Genomic DNA, 18,920 nt, shown 5'->3' on the forward strand with positions numbered 1-18,920 from the left:
AAGAGAAAATCTCCAAAATGTTTTATAAGTACGGATTTTATGCGTATATAAATGGCAAATTTTGCCTCTTACAGAAAGTTAACCAGATTGTCAACCTAGTTTACAATTTTTTACGCTCTCTATCATAATAGGTCAAAATCTCTAATTTTTCCAGTGGACTAGGAAGAAAATTTTATTTGGGTAGTCAAGAAGTAGAAAAACCAGGACTTACGCACAAGTCACGAAAGAACAAACCACGAAGGAAGGACAGGAAGAGAAGAGGGTTTCAGAGATATTTTGCGTAAATCCTAGAATCATAAGCAGAAAATTCTTAACAACTGACAACTGACAACTGACAACTGACTAATGACGCTAGAATGGGTCGTACAGTGAAAATTGATTAATTCTAAATGTTTACCATCGACTTAAGCATCAAAAATACTGCTTTCCCCATATCAGTACAACGTAAGTCTACTGAGGATGCCGAAGCTGTCTATCAGTTAATTTTGGCGGCAATGCGCTCTGGAAATCCTGATATTGTGGAACTCAAGTGCGAAGGCAAAACAGAGAAAAAAATTGCTGTTCGTGCTAGTGAAATTTCGGGAGTCCAGATTATCCAAAAAGATAGTGCAGCGACTAGCAGTGGTACAAGACCTGGCTTTGCTGCTTTCACTGCTGCTGAGTAACCAAAGGTGTAAACATGACATCAATAGGCATCGAAGTTAATAATTTAAACTTCTTTTGGCCTAATGGAGAGCAAGTCATCAAAGCTTGCTCTCTTAAAGTACCTAAAGGTGAATTTTGGATGCTTTTGGGAACAAATGGGAGTGGTAAATCAACTCTGCTCAGATTAATAGCCGGATTATTAACTCCTCAATCTGGGGAAGTGATGGTTCTACCCCCTGTTGGCTTTGTGTTCCAAAATCCTGATCATCAGCTAGTGATGCCAACAGTTGGTGCTGATGTGGCTTTTGGATTAGTATCTGAAAAGTTACAACCTACTGTCACGAAAGCTAGAGTTGAAGAAGCTTTAGGGGCGGTAAATTTGCTGTCTTTACAGCGACGGCCTATTTATGCTCTTTCTGGTGGACAAAAACAGCGGGTAGCAATTGCTGGAGCGATCGCTCGTCACTGTGATGTCTTACTATTAGATGAACCTACGGCTTTACTAGATCCAGATAGTCAACTCGATTTAGTGGCTAGTGTTCGTAATCTAGTCAAAAGTCGTGGACTTACAGCTTTGTGGGTGACTCATCGTCTTGATGAGTTAAATTACTGTGATGGTGCTTTTTTATTGGAAAAAGGCACTCTAGTTGATTCCGGTGAAGCGGAACGTCTCAAACAGCGATTAATGCAGGTAAATCATTAAGATAGGTTGCTTGCCTCTTCATAAATACCATCAATTACCAGATGCCAGCATACAGCCTGTTGTTGTATGTCTCCATCTGGTTTTTTAATAAATTGAAATATGAGATTTTGCAGACGGGAAAAATTTTTTTTTAGAGAAAACAACTTTCACAAGCCTTATTTTTAGAAGCGTTTTCGGAATTATGACTTCTATCTAAGGGTCTATTTTTGACGCACAGAAGCATTTTTTATTTTTTGTAACATGGGGTTACAAGCAATGCTTCATTTACTATAAGTCTTATGAATGATTTTTGTTAACTCTAGATAATTGTGATTAAAAACCATGCCCCGTTCCATAGTCCCAGCCGTGCTATTAGTAGACGGCTACAATATTATAGGCGCTTGGCCTTGCTTGATAAAAACCCGTGATCATGCCGGACTTGAGGCCGCACGGGGTGAGTTAGTGGAAGCAATGACTAATTATAGTGCTTTCCAAGGTTATGAAACCCAAGTTGTGTTTGATGCTCAATATCAAAACACTCCCAGTAACAAAGAAACTATTACAGAATTTTTAACAGTACATTATACGGATTTTGGGCAGACCGCAGACACATATATAGAAAAAACCTGTGCGTCTCTTCGTCAGCATATAGCCCAAGCGGTAATTTCTCGCATGATTGTCGCCACTTCAGATCGGGCGCAGCAATTAATGGTCCAGGGGTATGGTGCTGAATGGTTGTCAGCGCATCAATTATGTGGTGAAGTGGAAACTACTGTTTGTCGAATGCGCCATCGGTATCAGTCAAAGAAACAACCTAAAAGTAGATTTTTGGCTAATGCTATTGACGCTAAGGCCAGAGAACGGTTAGCAGAATTACGCATGGGATTATAAATTTTATAATTTAGAAATCTCTGAATGTCGCTGCTGGAAAGGGTTTGGGTTGTTAAAAGTTAGAGGCTTCAGCAGCAACAAAAAAAAAGTTCAAAAAATTTGCAAAAACCCCTTGCATTTATCTGAATTTCGGTTTAATATAGTAAACGTTGAGAGCATTCCTCAGTAGCTCAGTGGTAGAGCGATCGACTGTTAATCGATTGGTCGCTGGTTCGAATCCGGCCTGGGGAGTTAAAAGAATAAACTGCATAACACGGAGTAAAAGATATTTTACTCCGGTTTTTGCTTTAATTTTTATCCCATTACGTATCTTGATACAAATGGGGTACATTTTTTCATAAATTAATTTATAGACATAACTAGGCACTAATGCGAATATTTGGGTCATTAATGAGATTCAATTTCTTTCACCATATCTACATTGACTGTTTTACCAAATGTATAGATTTTGAGCTTTTCTAGTTCGGTGAATATCAGTCGTGTATGATTGCCTGTGTAATCAATCAATACTGTGTAGGCATCGGTGGTGAGTGTTACACCTACTTCGTCAGCTAAAGTCCGAAGCTTGCTGTATTAATGCTTGGGTTTGCCATTGGGGAATGAGAGGAAATTCTTTTACCTGTGCGTATTCCAGCAGTAGTTTGACTGATTTATTTCTCGCGTCAGGTTTGTGAGTGTTGGTGATAAGGACGGTATTTGTTGAGGGAATTTTGGGGAGAATGGACTCCAACTGCAACAAAATTTCTTTTGAACAAACTCCCAGTAATGTGCTGTTGGGCAAATGTACTAATCTTCCTCCACTCCCAACTGGTGGTGTCATGATATCGGATAATGCTTGAGGAATGGTTTCTTTAGATTCTGGGGGGTATTCTGTATAGTTAAAGTTTGCCCATTGTTGATCTAGAGTGTGGGTTTTTAGTTGTTTGATGGTGCAAGTTAGAAAGAATTCGTTTTCACCAAAGTATAAGTATGTTGGCATAGTAGTACGGCAATGCAATTGTCGTACATGAGCGTTAGCTCTAAAACTACTATCGCAAAACCTGAAACAACCAAATATCGTTCCTACACATGATTGGCAGAATTATTGCTATTTTAAGTGAATTCGGCTAATATCTGATTGTTATAAAAATCCCAAATCCTTAATGAAAAAACACCTTAATCATAGAGCTTATTAAAGTCAAATCATCGAAAATATTTACCTATTGTATTGGTTCACTAATTGATGAACCAAAAAATTTTAACGACGAAATATTGAAGCAATACAAAAACAGTTGTTTAAATGAAGGAATTTTTTATGTACTCTGACATCATCAAAGCCAGCCGCAACGAAGTTTTACGATTGATTGACAAACAAAGTGAAATGTTGCATTTATTACTTGGCATACCTAATTTATTACCGAAAGCTAGTGGGGATAAGCAACAGGGAATAGACAGCCAAACAGTGAAAAATTGGCAGAATGTTCTTGGTAATGAGAAGAAAAAAGTTGAGAACCTAGAAATGGTTCTTGCGGTTGTGGGGATAATTAAGGCAGGTAAGTCAACAACAATAAATGCAATTGTTGGATATGAAATCTTGCCTAATCGCAATCAACCTATGACAACTTTGCCAACTTTAATACGTCATTACAAAGGCAAAAAAGATCCTGTTCTTACCTTCGTAAAACGTCAGCCTGTTGAGGAAATGGTTAATCAGATTAAAGAGAAGCTCTGGAAGTTAAAGCAAGATGACAAATTAAATAAGGTCAATTTGAGTAACGAAAAAAATGGTCAAGATTTGATTAATAACATTCTAAATAATAGTTATGGATATTTCAAAAACGAAAAAGATGATCAAGTTTTTATCAATAACCTTATAAATAATAGTTATGGATATTTTAAAGAGCGTTACGAAGGACAGAAGCAAATATTTGAATTTTTACAAAAGCTAAATGATTTAGTAAGGTTGGCTCAAGACCCATACATCAATGTTGAATTTCCTATCGAAAAGTATGAGAACCTAAATGATTTACCATTTATTGAGGTTGAGTTCATTCATCTTGGAAATTTGCAAGAAGCTGATAGAGGAACTATTTCCTTATTGGACACCCCAGGACCTAATGAATACGGTCAGGGAGATAAGCTACGTAAGATTTTGGATGTCCAAATAGCTAGAGCATCGGCAATATTAATGATTGTAGACTATAACAATCTCAAAAGTGAAGCCGAAGGACAAATCCGTGATCGATTAGAAATACAATCTGGACTAATTTCAGATCGTCTTTTCACGATTGTGAACAAATTTGACCAGTACAATAATAACAGTATGAATGAAAATGAGGTTAAGCAATATGTTGCAGACACTCTCTTTCAAGGTAATATTTCTCAAGCAAGAGTGTATCCAGCATCTGCCCGTAATGGATATCTTGCCAATCGCGCACAACAGGAAATTGATAAAAATGGCAAGTTGCCTAATGACGATGAAAATGGTTGGGTTGATGATTTCGGTAGGATAGCGTTTGGAGATTTTTGGGATGTTCTCAAACACCAGAAAAATGCAGAATTAATTAAAACAATGATCCCAAAAGTGTGGGAAAACAGTATGTTTCAGACACCACTGAACGAAGCAATTGTTAAGGCATCTGGGACAGCTGCTTTAGTAAGTATGCAATCTGCGACAGCAAAGATGTTGGATTTAGGTAATCGCTTAGAGAATTTTCTGGAAGTTAGTCGTGGTACTTTAACAAAAACTGTACAAGAAATTCGTGAAGTAGTTAATGAATTAGAGAAGGATGTTAAAAAAGTTGAACAGGCTGAAAAGCAAGCAGAAGAAGAGCTTTTGCAGCAGCTAAACTATTTTTTACATTTTACTCAAACTTTATACGATAATACTAAGAAAGAACTTGGTGAAATTCTAAAAAATTTCTTTAAGTATGGAAAACTCCAAGAAGAAGTCAAATACCTTCAAAAAAAAGAAGAAATAGCAACATCGAATACATCAATCTTAGAAAAAATATACTTTGGACCTTCGTTTTTTATTGCTAATATTGTTGTTAATTTGTTGAAAAATGATTTTAAAAGTTTATTTTCTACAAATGATTTTCCAACTTTATTTTCATATGTATTTTCACAAGATGAATATAGACTTAGACGGCGTACAAATTTTGAGTTTGATCCTAATAATCCCAGAATTACATTTGAATCGAAAAAAGAAGCAGAAGATTTTATAGAAAAAATAAATCGAGAAATTAACTTATTTACAAATGATGCTGAACAGAAGATTGAAAGTGTTATGAAAGTTTTATCTAAAGAATTAGAACAGAAAATTCATGAGGTCTTAGTGAGAAATGTTGGAAAAATTCTAGATGAGGCAAAGCAGAAGTTAAAGGATGATGGTTTTTCAGTGAATTTCCTTGTTCCAGAACCCGACACAGAAAATAATAGAATTGATTTTAGTTCTTTGGTGTTAGGAAGTATTGAAAATATACCTAACAAAACAGTAAGTTCTCAACTTTCTAAAAAAGGCGGGTTGCAGGGAAAATTGAGCCGTGGTGTAAGCACAGCAATTAAGTGGGGAACACTCTGGTTATTGCAACCTAACTGGGGATATGAAACAGTAACAATTGAAAATACTGAAACTTTGTATGTTGTGGATATAGAAAAACTTGAAGAAAGTGTGCTGGAAAATTTGGGTAATACAGTATTTAATTTGGATTCTAAAAATAATAAATTTTTTGAATCAGATATGAAACCGATAATTTATAATTATTTTGATGACTTGAAGAATTATTTAAAAGAGTTCCGAGATACTATGATAGAAAGTATAAATAACCATCGTTTAGATGAAAAAGCTACACAAGAATTAATGCAGCAAATTATTGATTTGAAAAAAAATGTAATTTCTCATAATAAGGATGTAGAAGGTATTGAAGAAGGTCTAAAGGAACTAAAATAATGAATGAATATTTCCAAATCACGATAGATAATAATGTAATTGTAGATAAACTAATACGGAATCATTCCCAACTTAGTGAAAAGGCAATTGTTGATTACATTAATGGTTTAGAGATCATTAACGACCACATTAATGTAAATCAATGGATCATGAACAGTGACTCGTTCCTGAATAAAATACTTGATTCTATCACAGGGAGAAGTCAACAACGCCAACTCATAATTAACAAAAATATTGCAACTTCTTTGGAGGTAATTTCTGTTTGGCTTCAAGAACTAGATTATTATCGAATTGACAATGACATAGTGATAACTCGTCTTACCGATAAGCTTCGTGAAACTCGTGAAGGTGTAATGCGTTTAAACGGAAGAGTTATTGAAATTGATAATCGTCTTGGACAACTAAATCTTGAGTTTATTAATTTAAAAAATGAACTTAATCAGGTAAAGGCAAAAAACCACGTAGATTTAGTGTTTGCTAAATGGAATGGAGAACTATGGCTCAATTATCCCCCTCTTGTGAGTTTGTATTTAGCAATTGATGAACTATTTTGGGGAGATTTTGGCATATACTGTCGTAATTCTGCCGATTCCAGAAAAGTGAATGACCTGATAGAATATTTATGCAACAAAGTGTTAAAAATGATAAAAGATGAAATAGGCATAAACCAGCATAAACCATTGCTTCTATCTGAATTATTAAGCCCTATTTGTAAATTATCAGATGAAGAACGTGAAATGCTTTCATATCTTTGTGATTGGTCAGATTTCAAGACTGCGCCAGTTACTTGGTCTATTTACAGTTATGCGTCTGATCACAAACCTCCTCATGTAAATAAGGAGATTCCTATAGTTTTACATTCCAAGCGACTTTTTTATCGCCTAATAGATGAGCAGAATGAGAGAGTAAAATTTTAATGATAACCACTAAAAAAGAAAATTTAAATATAACCACTGAAAAGGAGCGAGTCGGCTTAGTTTTGTCTGGTGGTGGTTCTAGAGGTGCTTATCATATTGGAGTGATCCAATGTTTAGCTGAACACAATATTAAAATTGATGTTATTTCTGGTGCAAGTATTGGCGCGTTAAATGGTGCATTTATAGCAGCAGAAAACAATCTCACAATTGCAGCTAAACGCCTTCAAGAAATTTGGAATCTTCTCGCCGAAGATAGTCCCAGCAAACTGAAAATAGATGTTACCACTTTCCTAGTTTTAAAGCTCCTGAGTGAGATTATGGGAAAATTGGGTGGTGAACTATTGAAAGAAGTTATTAATTCATTGAACTTGCCTTCAGAGAAACTTGGTCTTCTTGAACAAGAGTATATTAATAAATTATTAACAAATAATAATATTAATGTTGAAAAACTAAAAGCAGGTTTACCTTTATATGTATCTGTGTACAGAACTCAAGGTGCTTTGAATGATATAAAGTCTGTGATTCTGGCCGCAATGAATCTGAAAAATACACCATTCTCAGAGTTTCTTCATATCCAATCGCTAGAACAAACAAAGCAGCGTGATATAATCCTTGCTTCAGCAGCACTTCCCCTCATATTTGAGTCAAAACATGGTTTTGCTGACGGAGGTATGGGTAGCTTTATAGATTCTCAAGGTAATACACCCGCATATCCTCTTGTTCATAAGGAGTCTTGTTCTCACATCATTGTTACTCATTTAGATAATGGCAGTCTTTGGGATCGCTATAAATACAACGCCTCAAAAGCAATTCTTTTAGAAATTCGTCCAAAAGAATCAATGAATCGGGAGGGATGGAAGGATTTAATTAACTTTAATGCCAACAGTATTCAGTCTTGGATTGACCAAGGCTATGAAGATACTGAGAGATGCTTAAAGAAAGTAAGCGATGCAATTATACTGCGTCGTATGGCTCAAAAGACAAAAACAATGAAAGAAGAAGCTTTAAAAAGACTAGATGAGGATAATTTCCACATTGATTAATCATACTAAAATGAAATCAGTAGTGTGCGATCGCCCCTCAAATCCCATAGACGATCGCCTCCTCAATTACCATAACCCCCCACTCAAAACAGACTCAACTGCTTCCCCACATTACCTTGAGGCTCAACAACCGAAAGTAACTCATCTCGTTTTTTAGCCATCAACTCCAAATAATACCCACTGGAATAGGCTTCAGAATTAGTCAATCCCAAAATTCCTTGATAAAACGTCACAACATCCCCAGTATTACCCAGAACCAGCAAAGCCTTTTCACCCTTCTTAATTTTCCGAGTAACCTGTAACTGTTCCACAGGAAAATCACCAGAACGAATAACCTTTGTTAATTCTTGGTAATATTGTTCTGCCTGAGCCTTTGACAGAAGATATTGTGTCAAGTAGTTCAAAGGAAACTCCTTTTCCAGACGAGAACGGTCTCTTTTTCGCCATGAACCCTTAGTAGTAATTTTACCATCTTCATGCCAGATAATATAATTCTTAGCTCCTCTAGAGGGAACAAACATCGCTTGAGCATAGAATATTACAGAATATTACAAAATATTTCGTAATTGCTCAAAGCATGATTCTATTTCCTCCCATGTTGGATAATCGCCATAGCATAAACTTTTGCATTGTTGGCTATATTCCTTTGCAATTAATTGTCGTAAGTCTCCTGTTGGAAAAATTGCTATAATCTTTGAAAAACTCAAATTTTCAGGTGGTTGATAATTATTAAAATGTTGTTGTCCAATGTTAAAATAATCATCTTCTGGATGTTTGTAAAGTTTCACTTAGCTTGCCACTCACTCCTTGGCATAGCAAAGATTCCTGAGATTACCAAAATCAAAACGAGATACGGGGTTTAATCCTTTCTTGATTTTTACTAAGATATCTCGACTCTTTCCTAGCTCTTGCCCGATTGCTCCTAGCATATATTAAAAACCCAAAACCCTGATTCTGTAATGTTGGGGAATAATAAGCTCTAAAAAAAGCTGCTCTCTTTTGGGGAAATCATCACGCGATCGCCAGCTTCCGCCAATGCAGTCAAAGAAATCCAGACTTCAAAAATCTGTATTTTTATCCCAAAAGGCTTTCATGTTTTCAGCTTGTTGTACTACTCGTTGACTAATGCGATCGCACGCTAATTCACAAAGTTCAAAAATTATGGGGTCAGCAATTTCATAATAAGCACTAGTCCCTTTGGGTTGTCGAGATAAAATCCCCGCCTGAGTTAACACCTTCAGATGCTTTGACAAATTTGCTTGTCCTAATCCAGTCGCTTCTGCAATCTCCATAACATTCATTGAACCTAATTTGAGACAGATCAAAATCTGTAACCTACTTCCTTCTGATAGCACCTTGAAATAGTCAGCCATAGCTGCGATAATAGCTGGATCAGCCTTAAACGGCTTTGTTTTTGGCATAGGGCAACTCAATTATCAGCACAGAAATTTATCACCGATTAGCATTATAACTAAATATCAGTTAATTAGGAAGGAACAAAAGACGTTCATAAATGATTGAGGATTGCTATATTTTCCTATTTTTAATGATAAAAATATGTTATATTAATAATGTAGTGCTAATTTTTAGGCGGTGCTAAATTAAAAGATGAATTATGTTTCGCACCCTCATACAAAGGTGCAAAATTGTCAAGTTTCAAGTTTTGAATTTGCCAATTTTATATTCCAATTCATCAATGCCAGATTATTAGCTAATTTTGACAACTTAGCCTCATTCCACTTTATGAGCAGGAGACTAAAAATAAAGTGCAGTGAATTTTAAATTTTGTTAGTCTAGCTCTTCCAAAACGAGCGAGAGGCATTTTAAAGTATTTATGAATGTAGAAGAAATTATTAAACGCTATTCTGCTGGAGAAAGGAATTTTCAGCGCGTCAATCTCCAAGACGCAGAGTTAACAAACGCAAATTTAGAAGGTATAGATTTTAGCCATGCAGATTTGCGTCAGACACGATTAGGTAAAACTAACTTCAGTCAAGCTTGCTTGCGAGAAGCAAATTTAAGTGAAGCTATTCTCTGGGGAATAGATTTAAGCGCCGCTGATTTATATAGAGCTATTCTGCGAGAAGCAGATTTAACAGGGGCAAAATTAATTCAAACTAGACTAGATGAAACAAATTTAATCAAAGCTAGTTTATGTGGTGCGAATTTGCATGGTGCAAAACTATCTAATTCTTTGCTCATTAAAGTAGATTTACGTCCTAGCTCCAACCAACGTACAGATTTAGGATATGCAGTTTTGAATGGTGCAGATTTGAGTTACGGTGATTTAAGAGCAGCTTCATTACACCATGCTAACTTAGATGGTGCAAAGTTATGTAGAGCTAATTTAGGTCAGATTTTGCAATGGGGAGATTTAGCAACTGATTTAACGGGAGCTAGTTTAAAAGGTGCTGATTTAAGTTATGCAAATCTCAGTCATGCAATATTACGAAACGCGAATTTAGCAGGAGCAGATTTAACTGGAGCAATTCTCACAGATACGGATTTAGCAGGAGCGATCATGCCTGATGGGACAATATATAGATAGGGGTTGCTGATAGCGTAAGCGTGGCGTTAGCTATAAAAGTCTTTTGGTTAAGGCTAGAAGTCAGGAGTCAGGAGTCAGGAGTCGTAGGGGCGTTCGCGAAGCGTGCTGGAAGCATCAGCATTCGGACGATTAATTATCGGTTTTTTCCCAGTAGGGGCGAAGCATTCGGACGATAATCTATCGGTTTTTCCCAAGTTTATTTTCCGAATGCTTCGCCCTTACACCAAATGCTTCGCCCTTACACCGAATGCTGATGCTTCCATCTCCCGTCAGAGATACGCCCGTACAGGAGTTAGGAGGAAGAATTAGAAACGGCAGGGTAGTTCACCGAACTGTTCCCCGAAAAGCCTCAGTATCAATGGGTTTGATGAAATAAAGCAGCAATAAATTTCCAAAAATGGACAGGAATAAAGGAAGTTTACGGAAAAGTTTCACCAATTTTGGTTGAGAACTGCGGGAAATTTCCGCTATTTTTAAATTGTAATCTGAGCAGTTTTTTAGACGTGGGAAAAACTGGGGATGTTCAGTATTTAACATCACGGGAAAAGCTCGCCCTGCGGTTTCATTAGTGTTGCGAACTACTTGCTGATCAAATTCTGTGGGTTCAAGTCCCAGTAAGTGGTAAAAACTACCCCGTTCGTGAACTGTTAATGTATGGGTAGCAAATACTGATAACAGGAAAAACCGACTCCATAACCTTGATTGCCAATTATTCCAGAGTTTAGGTTGAGAACGTAACAAAGCTTTGAATATATCCCCATGTCGGTTTTCGTCCTGACACCAACTCTCAAATTTACGAAAAATGGGATAAAACTGATGCTCTGGATGTTTTTGTAAATGATGGTAAATAATAATATAACGCCAATAACCAATTTTTTCAGATAGGTAGACGCTGTAAAGAACCCATTCAATGGGGAAAAATGTATAAGTGCGAGTTTTTGTTACCTCTCCCAAGTCTAAGGAAAGTTTAAAATCACCCATGGCTTTGTTGAGAAATCCGGCATGACGGGCTTCATCACGCGCCATTAGTTGAAATATTTCCGCTAATAAAGGATTACGTTGTTTTACCTTCCGAGATAGTTCTTTAAATAGCAAAAAACCAGAAAACTCGGACATACAAGAGCGTTCCAAATACTCAATAAAGGCACGGCGTGCTTCACCGTCAATGTGTTCCCAAGATTGATCAAATTCATCATCTCGGACGAAATGATGGCGATTATAGTCAGCTTGCATTTCTGCCAACAAGGACTTTAACTCATTTTCTTGGGCGGAGAGATCCATGTTCGCCGCGGTTTCAAAGTCTGTGGTATAAAACCGGGGTGTGAGTACGGTTTCTTTGGTTGGGGCTTTAATTCCTAGTTTCGTTTCTGATTGGGGTAGGGTATTAACCATGATTCCTCTAGTGATTTGTTAAATACTTACATAGCTATCAAGTTATGATAACTATAGTTCTTTGCCTAGATTCTGTAATCGAACTTTTACAATCCTTAAACAAAGTTGAGTTAAGTTAAGACTGGTAATTGGTGATGGGTGATGGGTAATGGGTAAGGGGTGATAAAATCTAGGACTTAAATCCTGTAAATCCTGATTCTGGCGTTATTCATAATCTGTGAGTCTTGATTTGATTAAGTTTTGTAAATATATTAATATCTTTTTGGCTTAATAGCTATATAGTCATTAATCGAAGTAACTGCTCTTACGAAGAGATTAAGAGGTATTTAGCATGAGTCGTCATTCAGAGAATTATCTGCAAGAATCCACAAGTCAAACAATTTTGCTCACTTCTCCAGCTAATGCAGTCAATATGCCACCTGTAGATTCTTGCCAACGAGCAAAGCAGTTGATGCAGAATATACAGGATGAAATTTGCGCTGGATTGGAACAACTGGATGGAGAAGCGCGTTTTCAGGAAGACCTCTGGGAAAGAGCCGAAGGTGGTCAAGGACGCACCCGTGTAATTCGAGAAGGGCGGATATTTGAACAAGGTGGTGTTAATTTTTCGGAAGTTTGGGGAGATAGCTTACCTGCGGCAATTTTGACTCAACGCCCAGAAGCGGCTGGACATGATTTCTATGTGGCGGGAACTTCGATGGTGCTACATCCTCGTCATCCATATATACCAACGGTACACCTTAACTATCGCTACTTTGAGGCTGGTCCAATTTGGTGGTTTGGTGGTGGGGCTGATTTAACGCCATATTACCCTTTTGCTGAAGATGCTGTTCATTTTCACCAAACTTTAAAAGATGCTTGTGATGCTTCTCATCCAGAATATTATCCAGTTTTCAAACGCTGGTGTGATGAATATTTTTACCTAAAACATCGTCAGGAACAAAGAGGTATCGGCGGGATCTTTTTTGATTATCAGGATGCTAGTGGCAAACTGTATTTAGGTTCTCAACCAGATAGTCCAGCAGCACTCTACAGTCAGCAAGTGGGGACAGTATCTCGTAGCTGGGAAGATATATTTGCATTTGTGCAACGCTGCGGGCAGGCATTTTTACCAGCTTATTTGCCGATCGCAGAACAACGACAAAAAATAGAATATAGCGATCGCCAGCGTCAATTTCAATTATACCGCCGGGGTCGTTATGTCGAGTTTAATCTGGTATATGACCGGGGAACAGTGTTTGGACTACAAACTAATGGCCGGACGGAATCTATTTTAATGTCTCTACCACCTCTAACGCGCTGGGAATATGGTTATCAACCAGAGCCAGGAAGCCCCGAAGCAAAACTCACAGAAGTCTTCCTTCAGCCTCAAGATTGGGTCAATTGTCATTAGTCAGTTGTCCGTTGTCAGTTGCAAAAGAATATTTTTCCCCTGCCCCCTGCTCCCCTGCTCCCCTGCCCCCCTGCTCCCCTGCCCCCCTGCTCCCCTGCCCCCCTGCTCCCTGCTCCCTGCTCCCTGCCTCTTCTCTGTTACCTAATTATTTATGACTTTGAATTTTCCATCAAATTTACCAGATAACCATCAACCTCTGCGTCTTCATTGGATATCTGTAGTATTTTTCGGTACTGTTCATGCGCTCGCATTACTAGCTCCCTGGTGTTTTTCCTGGGCTGCTGTGGGTGTAACTGTATTTCTGCATTGGCTGTTTGGCAGCATTGGAGTCTGTTTAGGTTATCATCGGTTACTGAGTCATCGTAGTTTTAAAGTTCCTAAGTGGTTAGAATATGCGATCGCTATTTTAGGTGCATTATCTATCCAAGGTGGTCCCATATTTTGGGTAGCTGGACATCGTTTACATCATGCTTACACCGAAGATGAAGACAAAGATCCCTATTCTGCCCGTAAAGGTTTTTGGTGGAGTCATATCCTCTGGATTTTCTATCCTCGGTCTGAATTTTTCGATTATGAGTTATATCAGCGATTTGCTCCTGATTTAGCGCGAGATCCTTTTTACGTCTGGCTTAATCGCTATTTTCTGCTACTGCAAGTTCCCGTTGCCTTGTTACTGTATGCCCTGGGAGGCTGGTCATTTGTGATTTATGGCGTGGTTTTGAGGTCTGTGTTGCTCTGGCATACTACCTGGTTCATAAATTCAGTTACACATATGTGGGGATACCGCACCTTTGACAGCGATGATAATTCTCGTAATCTCTGGTGGGCAGCTATTCTCACCTATGGGGAAGGCTGGCATAACAATCACCATGCCTATCCTCATGTGGCCAGGTGTGGCTGGCGCTGGTGGGAAATTGACCTGACTTGGTGGGCAATTACGGTATTAAAAACCATGGGTTTAGCGACCAATATCAACCTACCACCCGCTCAAGCTATGAAAGCAGGAGATTAACTATGAAATACTACCGTTAACATAGGTAGAAACGCCAATAAAAAAATATGCCAGGATTGTAATTGAGCTTCTAAAGTTGATGTTGGGGGTGTTAATAAAGCCTCTATTCTCTGTTCCAAGCGATCGCCAGCACCCAAAGCAGCACAGCAAATATCTGATGTCATCGGGTTATTACTCACGACTAACAACAAGGATTCTGCCAATACTAAGGGATCTACTTGGGAAGCGGCGTAATTATCAGCCCGTAATTCTCTCAAGACTAACAATTCTTGCCATAAAGGTTCTGTATTAGGCAACCAAGCCGTACAGAAACGCATCCAACCTAACAAAAAGAACCAGAACGTATCCCTATATTGATAATGCCCTTGTTCGTGAGCTAAAACACTTTCTAGGTGTTGTGGAGAAAGGGTTTGCAGTAATCCTTGACTGACTACTAATTCAGGTTGCCAGAAACCTATTTGACCGGCAAATAAAGCCTTAGTTTGGAGAAGTCGGGCTTGTTTAGCACCTAAATGTATTTGCGGACATTCACGGGCGGATTTGATAGATTTCCAGCCTCCAAAAGCCAGTTTGATACCTAAGATGTTAAAACAGCCTAGAAAAATTAATGCTAGGAGATAGCTTAGAGAGTCGGTATATATTCCGCCCATTTTCCCCTGAGTACCCATACAGACTATCGAAGTTGCTGTCATGAAAATGAGTAAAGGGGGAAAAAGGAATAAAAATAGCGTTTTTTGCCATCGTAAACGCCAATTACCTTCGGGTATACTGCCAGAGTATCGTAACCAGCAAGCAACGGTTACAGCGGTGACAATCATGAGTAAGTGCATAAATTTTTCTCCCAGTTGCTTGGTGAGTGAAGCATAATTTTATTTTTCTCCTCTGGCTTCCCGTGCAGCTTGAATGCGTTTAGCGATCGCTTCGATTTGGTCACTAGCAGCTTGATCTAAACTATCAGCAAAAGCAGCAACGACATCAGGATTTCCTACTGCTAAAAATCGCTGTAATTGATCATGGGCTTTAATCACTTCTGCTTGTTGCTTGGTTAGTAATGGCCGCCAATAGAATGCTTTACCCTGTTTATCGCAAGCTAACCAACCTTTTTCTGTCAAACGACGCAAAACAGTGGTGACGGAAGTGTAAGCCAATTCGCGGTTAGGATCAGCCAGAATGCGATCGTGTACATCTTTAACTGTTGCTGAATTCAGTTCCCAGACGATGTTGAGGATTTCTGCTTCTAAGGGACCAACAGATAGCTGTTTGGGACGGTAATCAGGTAAAGGGGCCATGTTGATATTTTTGGCAGTAATATTCTTTTATATTTTTACATTTTTTATCTCACGCAGAGCCGCAAAGACGCAAAGGAAAATCCTTGAGTCTTGATTTAGACTAAGTTCACCTCACTCTAACAACGCTATTAGATCATCTCCAGTTTTTTCTATCTTTGCGATTAGAAGAAGCAATACCAAGCCTAAAACCCTGATAAATAGGCTGTTTATAATTTTTTAGTATTTATGTATTGATAAAGAGATATATTTTAGTATAAACAGTTGGTGACATCAAGTGGGTAGAATATTACCGCAGTCTTATGAAGTAGGTGTAGCCAGCACGTGAAGATATTTGTATATCACACTCCCGAATTGACCCCAACTGATGCAGTTCCAGAATGTGCGATCGCTGTTGATGTTCTGCGAGCAACTAGTACAATGGCCACAGTTTTAGCCGCTGGAGGCGAAGCTGTCCAAGTTTTCAGCGATTTAAATCAACTGATAGAAGTTAGTGAACAATGGCCTCCTGAAAAACGATTAAGGGCTGGAGAACGGGGAGGTGGTAAAGTAGCTGGTTTTGATTTAGGTAACTCTCCTTTAGACTGCACAGCAGAATTAGTTGCTGGACGACGGTTATTTATTAGTACAACTAATGGTACTCGCGCCTTACAAAGGATTCAGAATGCACCAATTGTCCTTGCAGCCGCTTTGATTAATCGAGCAGCCGTAGTCAAATTTCTCCTAGAAAAACAACCGGAAACTGTCTGGATTGTTGGTTCTGGTTGGGAAGGTAGTTATTCTTTAGAAGATACAGTATGTGCAGGAGCGATCGCTCATAGTATTTGGAAACAAACTAATTGTTCTCTAGCAGAAATTAGTGGTAATGATGAAGTGATTAATGCGATCGCTCTTTATTCCCAATGGCAAAATGACTTATTAGGACTACTTCATCAAGCTAGTCATGGTCAACGATTGTTACGTTTAGAATGTTTAGAAGACCTCAAATATTGTTCTCAAACCGATATTTTAGATATTTTACCAATTCAGCAAGAACCAGGAGTATTAAAAAGTCAAAATAAGTAACCCAAAAATTCTTTTTTCTAAAAAATTAATCGTCTGAATCAGGATTGACAAGATTTGAGGATTTGCAGGATTTAATTGTCTATATTTTTTATCATCCTGTACATCCTTTAATCCTAGACATCCTGATTCAAACATTTATTACCGAATACTTGTCAAAGACGTACCTAACCAACCCGCAAATTTCTCTTGCTGAGAGAGATCAGGATTTTGGACTGGTACTAACTGATAATGATTGGGAATAGGTGCAGCTAAGGTGACACAATAAGTCCGGAGTTCATCTTGATGGAAAACAGTAATTTGGATAGAATCATTTGGTTGATAATCCTTCAATCTTTCATTTAACTGATTTCCCACCTTAATTCCATCAATAGCTAGTAACTCATTTCCCGCATCAATTCCCGCTTTTTGTGCAGGTGAACCTAATTCTACAAATTTAATTATTTCCCTACCATTTTCAGTATTTGTCCTCACACCCAAATAAGGTTCTTCTCGTTTATCTTCAACTAATTGCAAACCAAAAGGTTGCAAATACTGATTAAATGGTAAATCGTCCAATCCATAAAGATAGCGTTGAAAGAAATCTCCTAAATCCATACCAGCTACAGATGCAATCACTCCTTCTAACTGTTCAGGAGTATAACCAATTTCTGCTTTTCCAAATTCCTCCCACATTTGCCGCATCACATCATCTAAAGATCGTTGATTTTCATGATGTACACGAATTAATAAATCTAACAAAAGTGACACCATTTCTCCTTTTAAATAATAGGAGATTTGGGAATTACCACTATTAGCATCTGGACGATAAAGTTTAATCCAAGCATCAAAACTTGATTCTGATAAAGGTTGTACTTTTCGTCCTGGAGTGTTTAAATATCTAGTAATTTCCTTACTCAAATAGTTTAAATATGCCTTGGTATTATAAATACCTGCCCGTAAAGGAATTACTAAATCATAATAACTGGTTACTCCCTCACAAAACCATAAAGATGGTGTATAGTTTTCCTGATCATAATCAAACACTTCCAAACCTTGAGGACGAATTCTTTTAACATTCCATAGATGAAAGAATTCATGGGCAACTAATTGTAAAAACGGTTCATATTTATCTTGATTCCGAAAACCAAACCGTTGATAAATTAAAGAACAAGAATTTTTATGTTCTAAACCGCCAAAAGCTTGCTGAAGTAAATGCAGAAAAAATACATATCTGTCATAAGGCAAACCACCAAACATTTTTGCCTCTACTTCAATGATTTTTTCAAAATCTGCAATCATTTCTTGTACTTGAAAATTGCCTCTTCCCCAAATTGCTAATTCATGAGGTTTACCCAAAACTGCAAATTTGTATAATTGATGATCACCAATTTCAAAAGGACTATCAACTAAAGTATCAAAATCGGCTGCTAAAAAAGAATTAGTTGCCTCTGTAATTGTTGATAAACTTGTAGTAATTTGCCACTTTTCATTAGGAGGAATTATCGTTACTTGAATTGGTAAATGATCATAATTAGGGATTCTGAAAAATAACGCTGCACCATTAAAATAACCATGAGTAGGATCTAAATGATTTGTTCTAACTGTTAATTCATTAGCGAATATACGGTAAGTAATCGTAACTTCTGAAACATCACCTTTTTCTACTTGCCAATGGTTTTTACTAATTTTTCGCCAAGATAAAGATTCATTGTCACCAAAAGCAGCAAAATCTTGTAAATTTTTCTCATATTCCCTCACCAAATACGATCCAGGTGTCCACACTGGCATTTTTAAATCGAGAATTGAATTTGGGTAGTTAACAATTTTTAAAGTTATTTCAAATAAATGGGTTTCTGGTTGAGACATTCCCACTAAATAATGAATTTGTGGAGAGATATCTAGAATTTGATTGTGAAGATTAGACGCTGTTGCTTGAGTCATTTTGCTTGTTGAGTTTTGAGTTATTAATCTATAGTTAACAATTCATCGTCAATCGTCAAGTATGGGAATAAAAGTTTATGATTACTTTTTAATGAGTATAATAACTAGGGATCTGGGAAAAGTATAAGATTTGGGAATAAAACCCGATTCCGAAAAAACTATTGGTTTCAAAGTAAACACGGTTTATATATCTGA

General features: G+C 37.5%; 18 protein-coding genes and 1 tRNA gene. 11 read left to right on the top strand and 8 right to left on the bottom strand.

Going from position 1 to position 18,920, the window contains the following annotated elements; translation table 11 throughout:
* The first annotated feature begins 389 nt into the window (after window positions 1-389).
* The 4 genes from FJR04_RS15205 (at window position 390) to FJR04_RS15220 (ending at window position 2,449) form a co-directional block, all read left to right on the top strand.
* Entirely contained in the window at window positions 390-665 is a 276-nt protein-coding gene (locus FJR04_RS15205; RefSeq protein ID WP_168496209.1) for a hypothetical protein, read from the top strand.
* A gap of 14 nt (window positions 666-679) precedes the next feature.
* Window positions 680-1,348 carry an energy-coupling factor ABC transporter ATP-binding protein gene (locus FJR04_RS15210; protein ID WP_168496211.1) on the top strand — a complete coding sequence of 223 codons (669 nt, stop codon included), beginning with the start codon at window positions 680-682 and terminating at the stop codon, window positions 1,346-1,348.
* Between the two features lie 321 nt (window positions 1,349-1,669).
* Window positions 1,670-2,218 (top strand): NYN domain-containing protein, encoded by a 549-nt coding sequence (locus FJR04_RS15215; protein WP_168496213.1) that lies wholly within the window; start codon window positions 1,670-1,672, stop codon window positions 2,216-2,218.
* A gap of 159 nt (window positions 2,219-2,377) precedes the next feature.
* Window positions 2,378-2,449, top strand: a tRNA-Asn gene (locus FJR04_RS15220).
* A gap of 316 nt (window positions 2,450-2,765) precedes the next feature.
* Here FJR04_RS15220 and FJR04_RS15225 read toward each other — a convergent pair.
* Window positions 2,766-3,197: a DNA polymerase III subunit delta gene (locus FJR04_RS15225; protein ID WP_254445300.1), complete on the bottom strand. Its 432-nt coding sequence runs from the start codon at window positions 3,195-3,197 to the stop codon at window positions 2,766-2,768.
* Between the two features lie 315 nt (window positions 3,198-3,512).
* Between FJR04_RS15225 and FJR04_RS15230 the strand changes: the two genes are divergently transcribed.
* From FJR04_RS15230 to FJR04_RS15240, 3 genes are read left to right on the top strand one after another with little or no spacing between them, the layout of a single operon-like run.
* Window positions 3,513-6,149: a dynamin family protein gene (locus FJR04_RS15230; protein WP_168496215.1), complete on the top strand. Its 2,637-nt coding sequence runs from the start codon at window positions 3,513-3,515 to the stop codon at window positions 6,147-6,149.
* The gene (locus tag FJR04_RS15235; protein WP_168496217.1) at window positions 6,149-7,066 is read left to right on the top strand and encodes a diguanylate cyclase regulator RdcB family protein; all 918 of its coding nucleotides are present in this window, start codon (window positions 6,149-6,151) and stop codon (window positions 7,064-7,066) included. The genes FJR04_RS15230 and FJR04_RS15235 overlap by 1 nt, the downstream gene beginning before the upstream one ends.
* Window positions 7,066-8,109: a patatin-like phospholipase family protein gene (locus FJR04_RS15240; RefSeq protein ID WP_168496219.1), complete on the top strand. Its 1,044-nt coding sequence runs from the start codon at window positions 7,066-7,068 to the stop codon at window positions 8,107-8,109. Before FJR04_RS15235 ends, FJR04_RS15240 begins: the two co-directional genes overlap by 1 nt.
* A gap of 83 nt (window positions 8,110-8,192) precedes the next feature.
* Here FJR04_RS15240 and FJR04_RS15245 read toward each other — a convergent pair whose 3' ends face one another.
* The 3 genes from FJR04_RS15245 to FJR04_RS15255 form a co-directional block, all read right to left on the bottom strand.
* Window positions 8,193-8,630 (bottom strand): hypothetical protein, encoded by a 438-nt coding sequence (locus FJR04_RS15245; RefSeq protein ID WP_254445301.1) that lies wholly within the window; start codon window positions 8,628-8,630, stop codon window positions 8,193-8,195.
* Window positions 8,631-8,657: 27 nt separating this feature from the next.
* On the bottom strand, window positions 8,658-8,897 hold the full coding sequence (locus FJR04_RS15250; RefSeq protein ID WP_174763553.1) for a hypothetical protein: 240 nt from the start codon (window positions 8,895-8,897) through the stop codon (window positions 8,658-8,660).
* 270 nt (window positions 8,898-9,167) lie between these two features.
* Window positions 9,168-9,530 (bottom strand): metalloregulator ArsR/SmtB family transcription factor, encoded by a 363-nt coding sequence (locus FJR04_RS15255; RefSeq protein WP_168496221.1) that lies wholly within the window; start codon window positions 9,528-9,530, stop codon window positions 9,168-9,170.
* A gap of 413 nt (window positions 9,531-9,943) precedes the next feature.
* Between FJR04_RS15255 and hetL the strand changes: the two genes are divergently transcribed.
* Window positions 9,944-10,657: a heterocyst differentiation pentapeptide repeat protein HetL gene (hetL, locus tag FJR04_RS15260; RefSeq protein ID WP_168496223.1), complete on the top strand. Its 714-nt coding sequence runs from the start codon at window positions 9,944-9,946 to the stop codon at window positions 10,655-10,657.
* A 324-nt stretch (window positions 10,658-10,981) separates the two neighbouring features.
* Here the strand turns inward: hetL and acsF are convergent, their stop codons facing one another.
* On the bottom strand, window positions 10,982-12,049 hold the full coding sequence (gene acsF / locus FJR04_RS15265) for a magnesium-protoporphyrin IX monomethyl ester (oxidative) cyclase (protein ID WP_168496225.1): 1,068 nt from the start codon (window positions 12,047-12,049) through the stop codon (window positions 10,982-10,984).
* A gap of 331 nt (window positions 12,050-12,380) precedes the next feature.
* Here acsF and hemF point away from each other — a divergent pair, with 331 nt between their 5' ends.
* Both hemF and FJR04_RS15275 read left to right on the top strand, forming a co-directional pair.
* Entirely contained in the window at window positions 12,381-13,442 is a 1,062-nt protein-coding gene (gene hemF / locus FJR04_RS15270) for an oxygen-dependent coproporphyrinogen oxidase (protein WP_168496227.1), read from the top strand.
* A gap of 151 nt (window positions 13,443-13,593) precedes the next feature.
* Window positions 13,594-14,454: a fatty acid desaturase gene (locus FJR04_RS15275; RefSeq protein ID WP_168496229.1), complete on the top strand. Its 861-nt coding sequence runs from the start codon at window positions 13,594-13,596 to the stop codon at window positions 14,452-14,454.
* On the opposite strand, the gene FJR04_RS15280 is transcribed toward FJR04_RS15275, so the two are convergent.
* Both FJR04_RS15280 and FJR04_RS15285 read right to left on the bottom strand, forming a co-directional pair.
* Window positions 14,451-15,284 (bottom strand): M56 family metallopeptidase, encoded by an 834-nt coding sequence (locus tag FJR04_RS15280; RefSeq protein ID WP_168496231.1) that lies wholly within the window; start codon window positions 15,282-15,284, stop codon window positions 14,451-14,453. The genes FJR04_RS15275 and FJR04_RS15280 overlap by 4 nt on opposite strands.
* A gap of 39 nt (window positions 15,285-15,323) precedes the next feature.
* Complete coding sequence (locus FJR04_RS15285; protein ID WP_168496233.1) at window positions 15,324-15,743, bottom strand: BlaI/MecI/CopY family transcriptional regulator; 420 nt, start codon at window positions 15,741-15,743, stop codon at window positions 15,324-15,326.
* 321 nt (window positions 15,744-16,064) lie between these two features.
* Here FJR04_RS15285 and FJR04_RS15290 point away from each other — a divergent pair, with 321 nt between their 5' ends.
* Window positions 16,065-16,805: a 2-phosphosulfolactate phosphatase family protein gene (locus FJR04_RS15290; protein ID WP_168496235.1), complete on the top strand. Its 741-nt coding sequence runs from the start codon at window positions 16,065-16,067 to the stop codon at window positions 16,803-16,805.
* A gap of 138 nt (window positions 16,806-16,943) precedes the next feature.
* Here FJR04_RS15290 and FJR04_RS15295 read toward each other — a convergent pair whose 3' ends face one another.
* Window positions 16,944-18,725 carry a M61 family metallopeptidase gene (locus FJR04_RS15295; RefSeq protein ID WP_168496237.1) on the bottom strand — a complete coding sequence of 594 codons (1,782 nt, stop codon included), beginning with the start codon at window positions 18,723-18,725 and terminating at the stop codon, window positions 16,944-16,946.
* Window positions 18,726-18,920 lie beyond the last annotated feature (195 nt).

It is taken from the genome of Anabaena sp. UHCC 0204 (assembly GCF_009711975.1).
In the GTDB taxonomy this organism is placed as follows: domain Bacteria; phylum Cyanobacteriota; class Cyanobacteriia; order Cyanobacteriales; family Nostocaceae; genus Dolichospermum.

Excerpts from the sequence above, each read along its gene's own strand:
- FJR04_RS15205 (WP_168496209.1), top strand. The coding sequence starts at position 390 with ATGTTTACCATCGACTTAAGCATCAAAAATACTGCTTTCCCCATATCA.
- FJR04_RS15210 (WP_168496211.1), top strand. The coding sequence starts at position 680 with ATGACATCAATAGGCATCGAAGTTAATAATTTAAACTTCTTTTGGCCT.
- FJR04_RS15215 (WP_168496213.1), top strand. The coding sequence starts at position 1,670 with ATGCCCCGTTCCATAGTCCCAGCCGTGCTATTAGTAGACGGCTACAAT.
- FJR04_RS15225 (WP_254445300.1), bottom strand. The coding sequence starts at position 3,197 with ATGCCAACATACTTATACTTTGGTGAAAACGAATTCTTTCTAACTTGC.
- FJR04_RS15230 (WP_168496215.1), top strand. The coding sequence starts at position 3,513 with ATGTACTCTGACATCATCAAAGCCAGCCGCAACGAAGTTTTACGATTG.
- FJR04_RS15235 (WP_168496217.1), top strand. The coding sequence starts at position 6,149 with ATGAATGAATATTTCCAAATCACGATAGATAATAATGTAATTGTAGAT.
- FJR04_RS15240 (WP_168496219.1), top strand. The coding sequence starts at position 7,066 with ATGATAACCACTAAAAAAGAAAATTTAAATATAACCACTGAAAAGGAG.
- FJR04_RS15245 (WP_254445301.1), bottom strand. The coding sequence starts at position 8,630 with ATGTTTGTTCCCTCTAGAGGAGCTAAGAATTATATTATCTGGCATGAA.
- FJR04_RS15255 (WP_168496221.1), bottom strand. The coding sequence starts at position 9,530 with ATGCCAAAAACAAAGCCGTTTAAGGCTGATCCAGCTATTATCGCAGCT.
- hetL (WP_168496223.1), top strand. The coding sequence starts at position 9,944 with ATGAATGTAGAAGAAATTATTAAACGCTATTCTGCTGGAGAAAGGAAT.
- acsF (WP_168496225.1), bottom strand. The coding sequence starts at position 12,049 with ATGGTTAATACCCTACCCCAATCAGAAACGAAACTAGGAATTAAAGCC.
- hemF (WP_168496227.1), top strand. The coding sequence starts at position 12,381 with ATGAGTCGTCATTCAGAGAATTATCTGCAAGAATCCACAAGTCAAACA.
- FJR04_RS15275 (WP_168496229.1), top strand. The coding sequence starts at position 13,594 with ATGACTTTGAATTTTCCATCAAATTTACCAGATAACCATCAACCTCTG.
- FJR04_RS15280 (WP_168496231.1), bottom strand. The coding sequence starts at position 15,284 with ATGCACTTACTCATGATTGTCACCGCTGTAACCGTTGCTTGCTGGTTA.
- FJR04_RS15285 (WP_168496233.1), bottom strand. The coding sequence starts at position 15,743 with ATGGCCCCTTTACCTGATTACCGTCCCAAACAGCTATCTGTTGGTCCC.
- FJR04_RS15295 (WP_168496237.1), bottom strand. The coding sequence starts at position 18,725 with ATGACTCAAGCAACAGCGTCTAATCTTCACAATCAAATTCTAGATATC.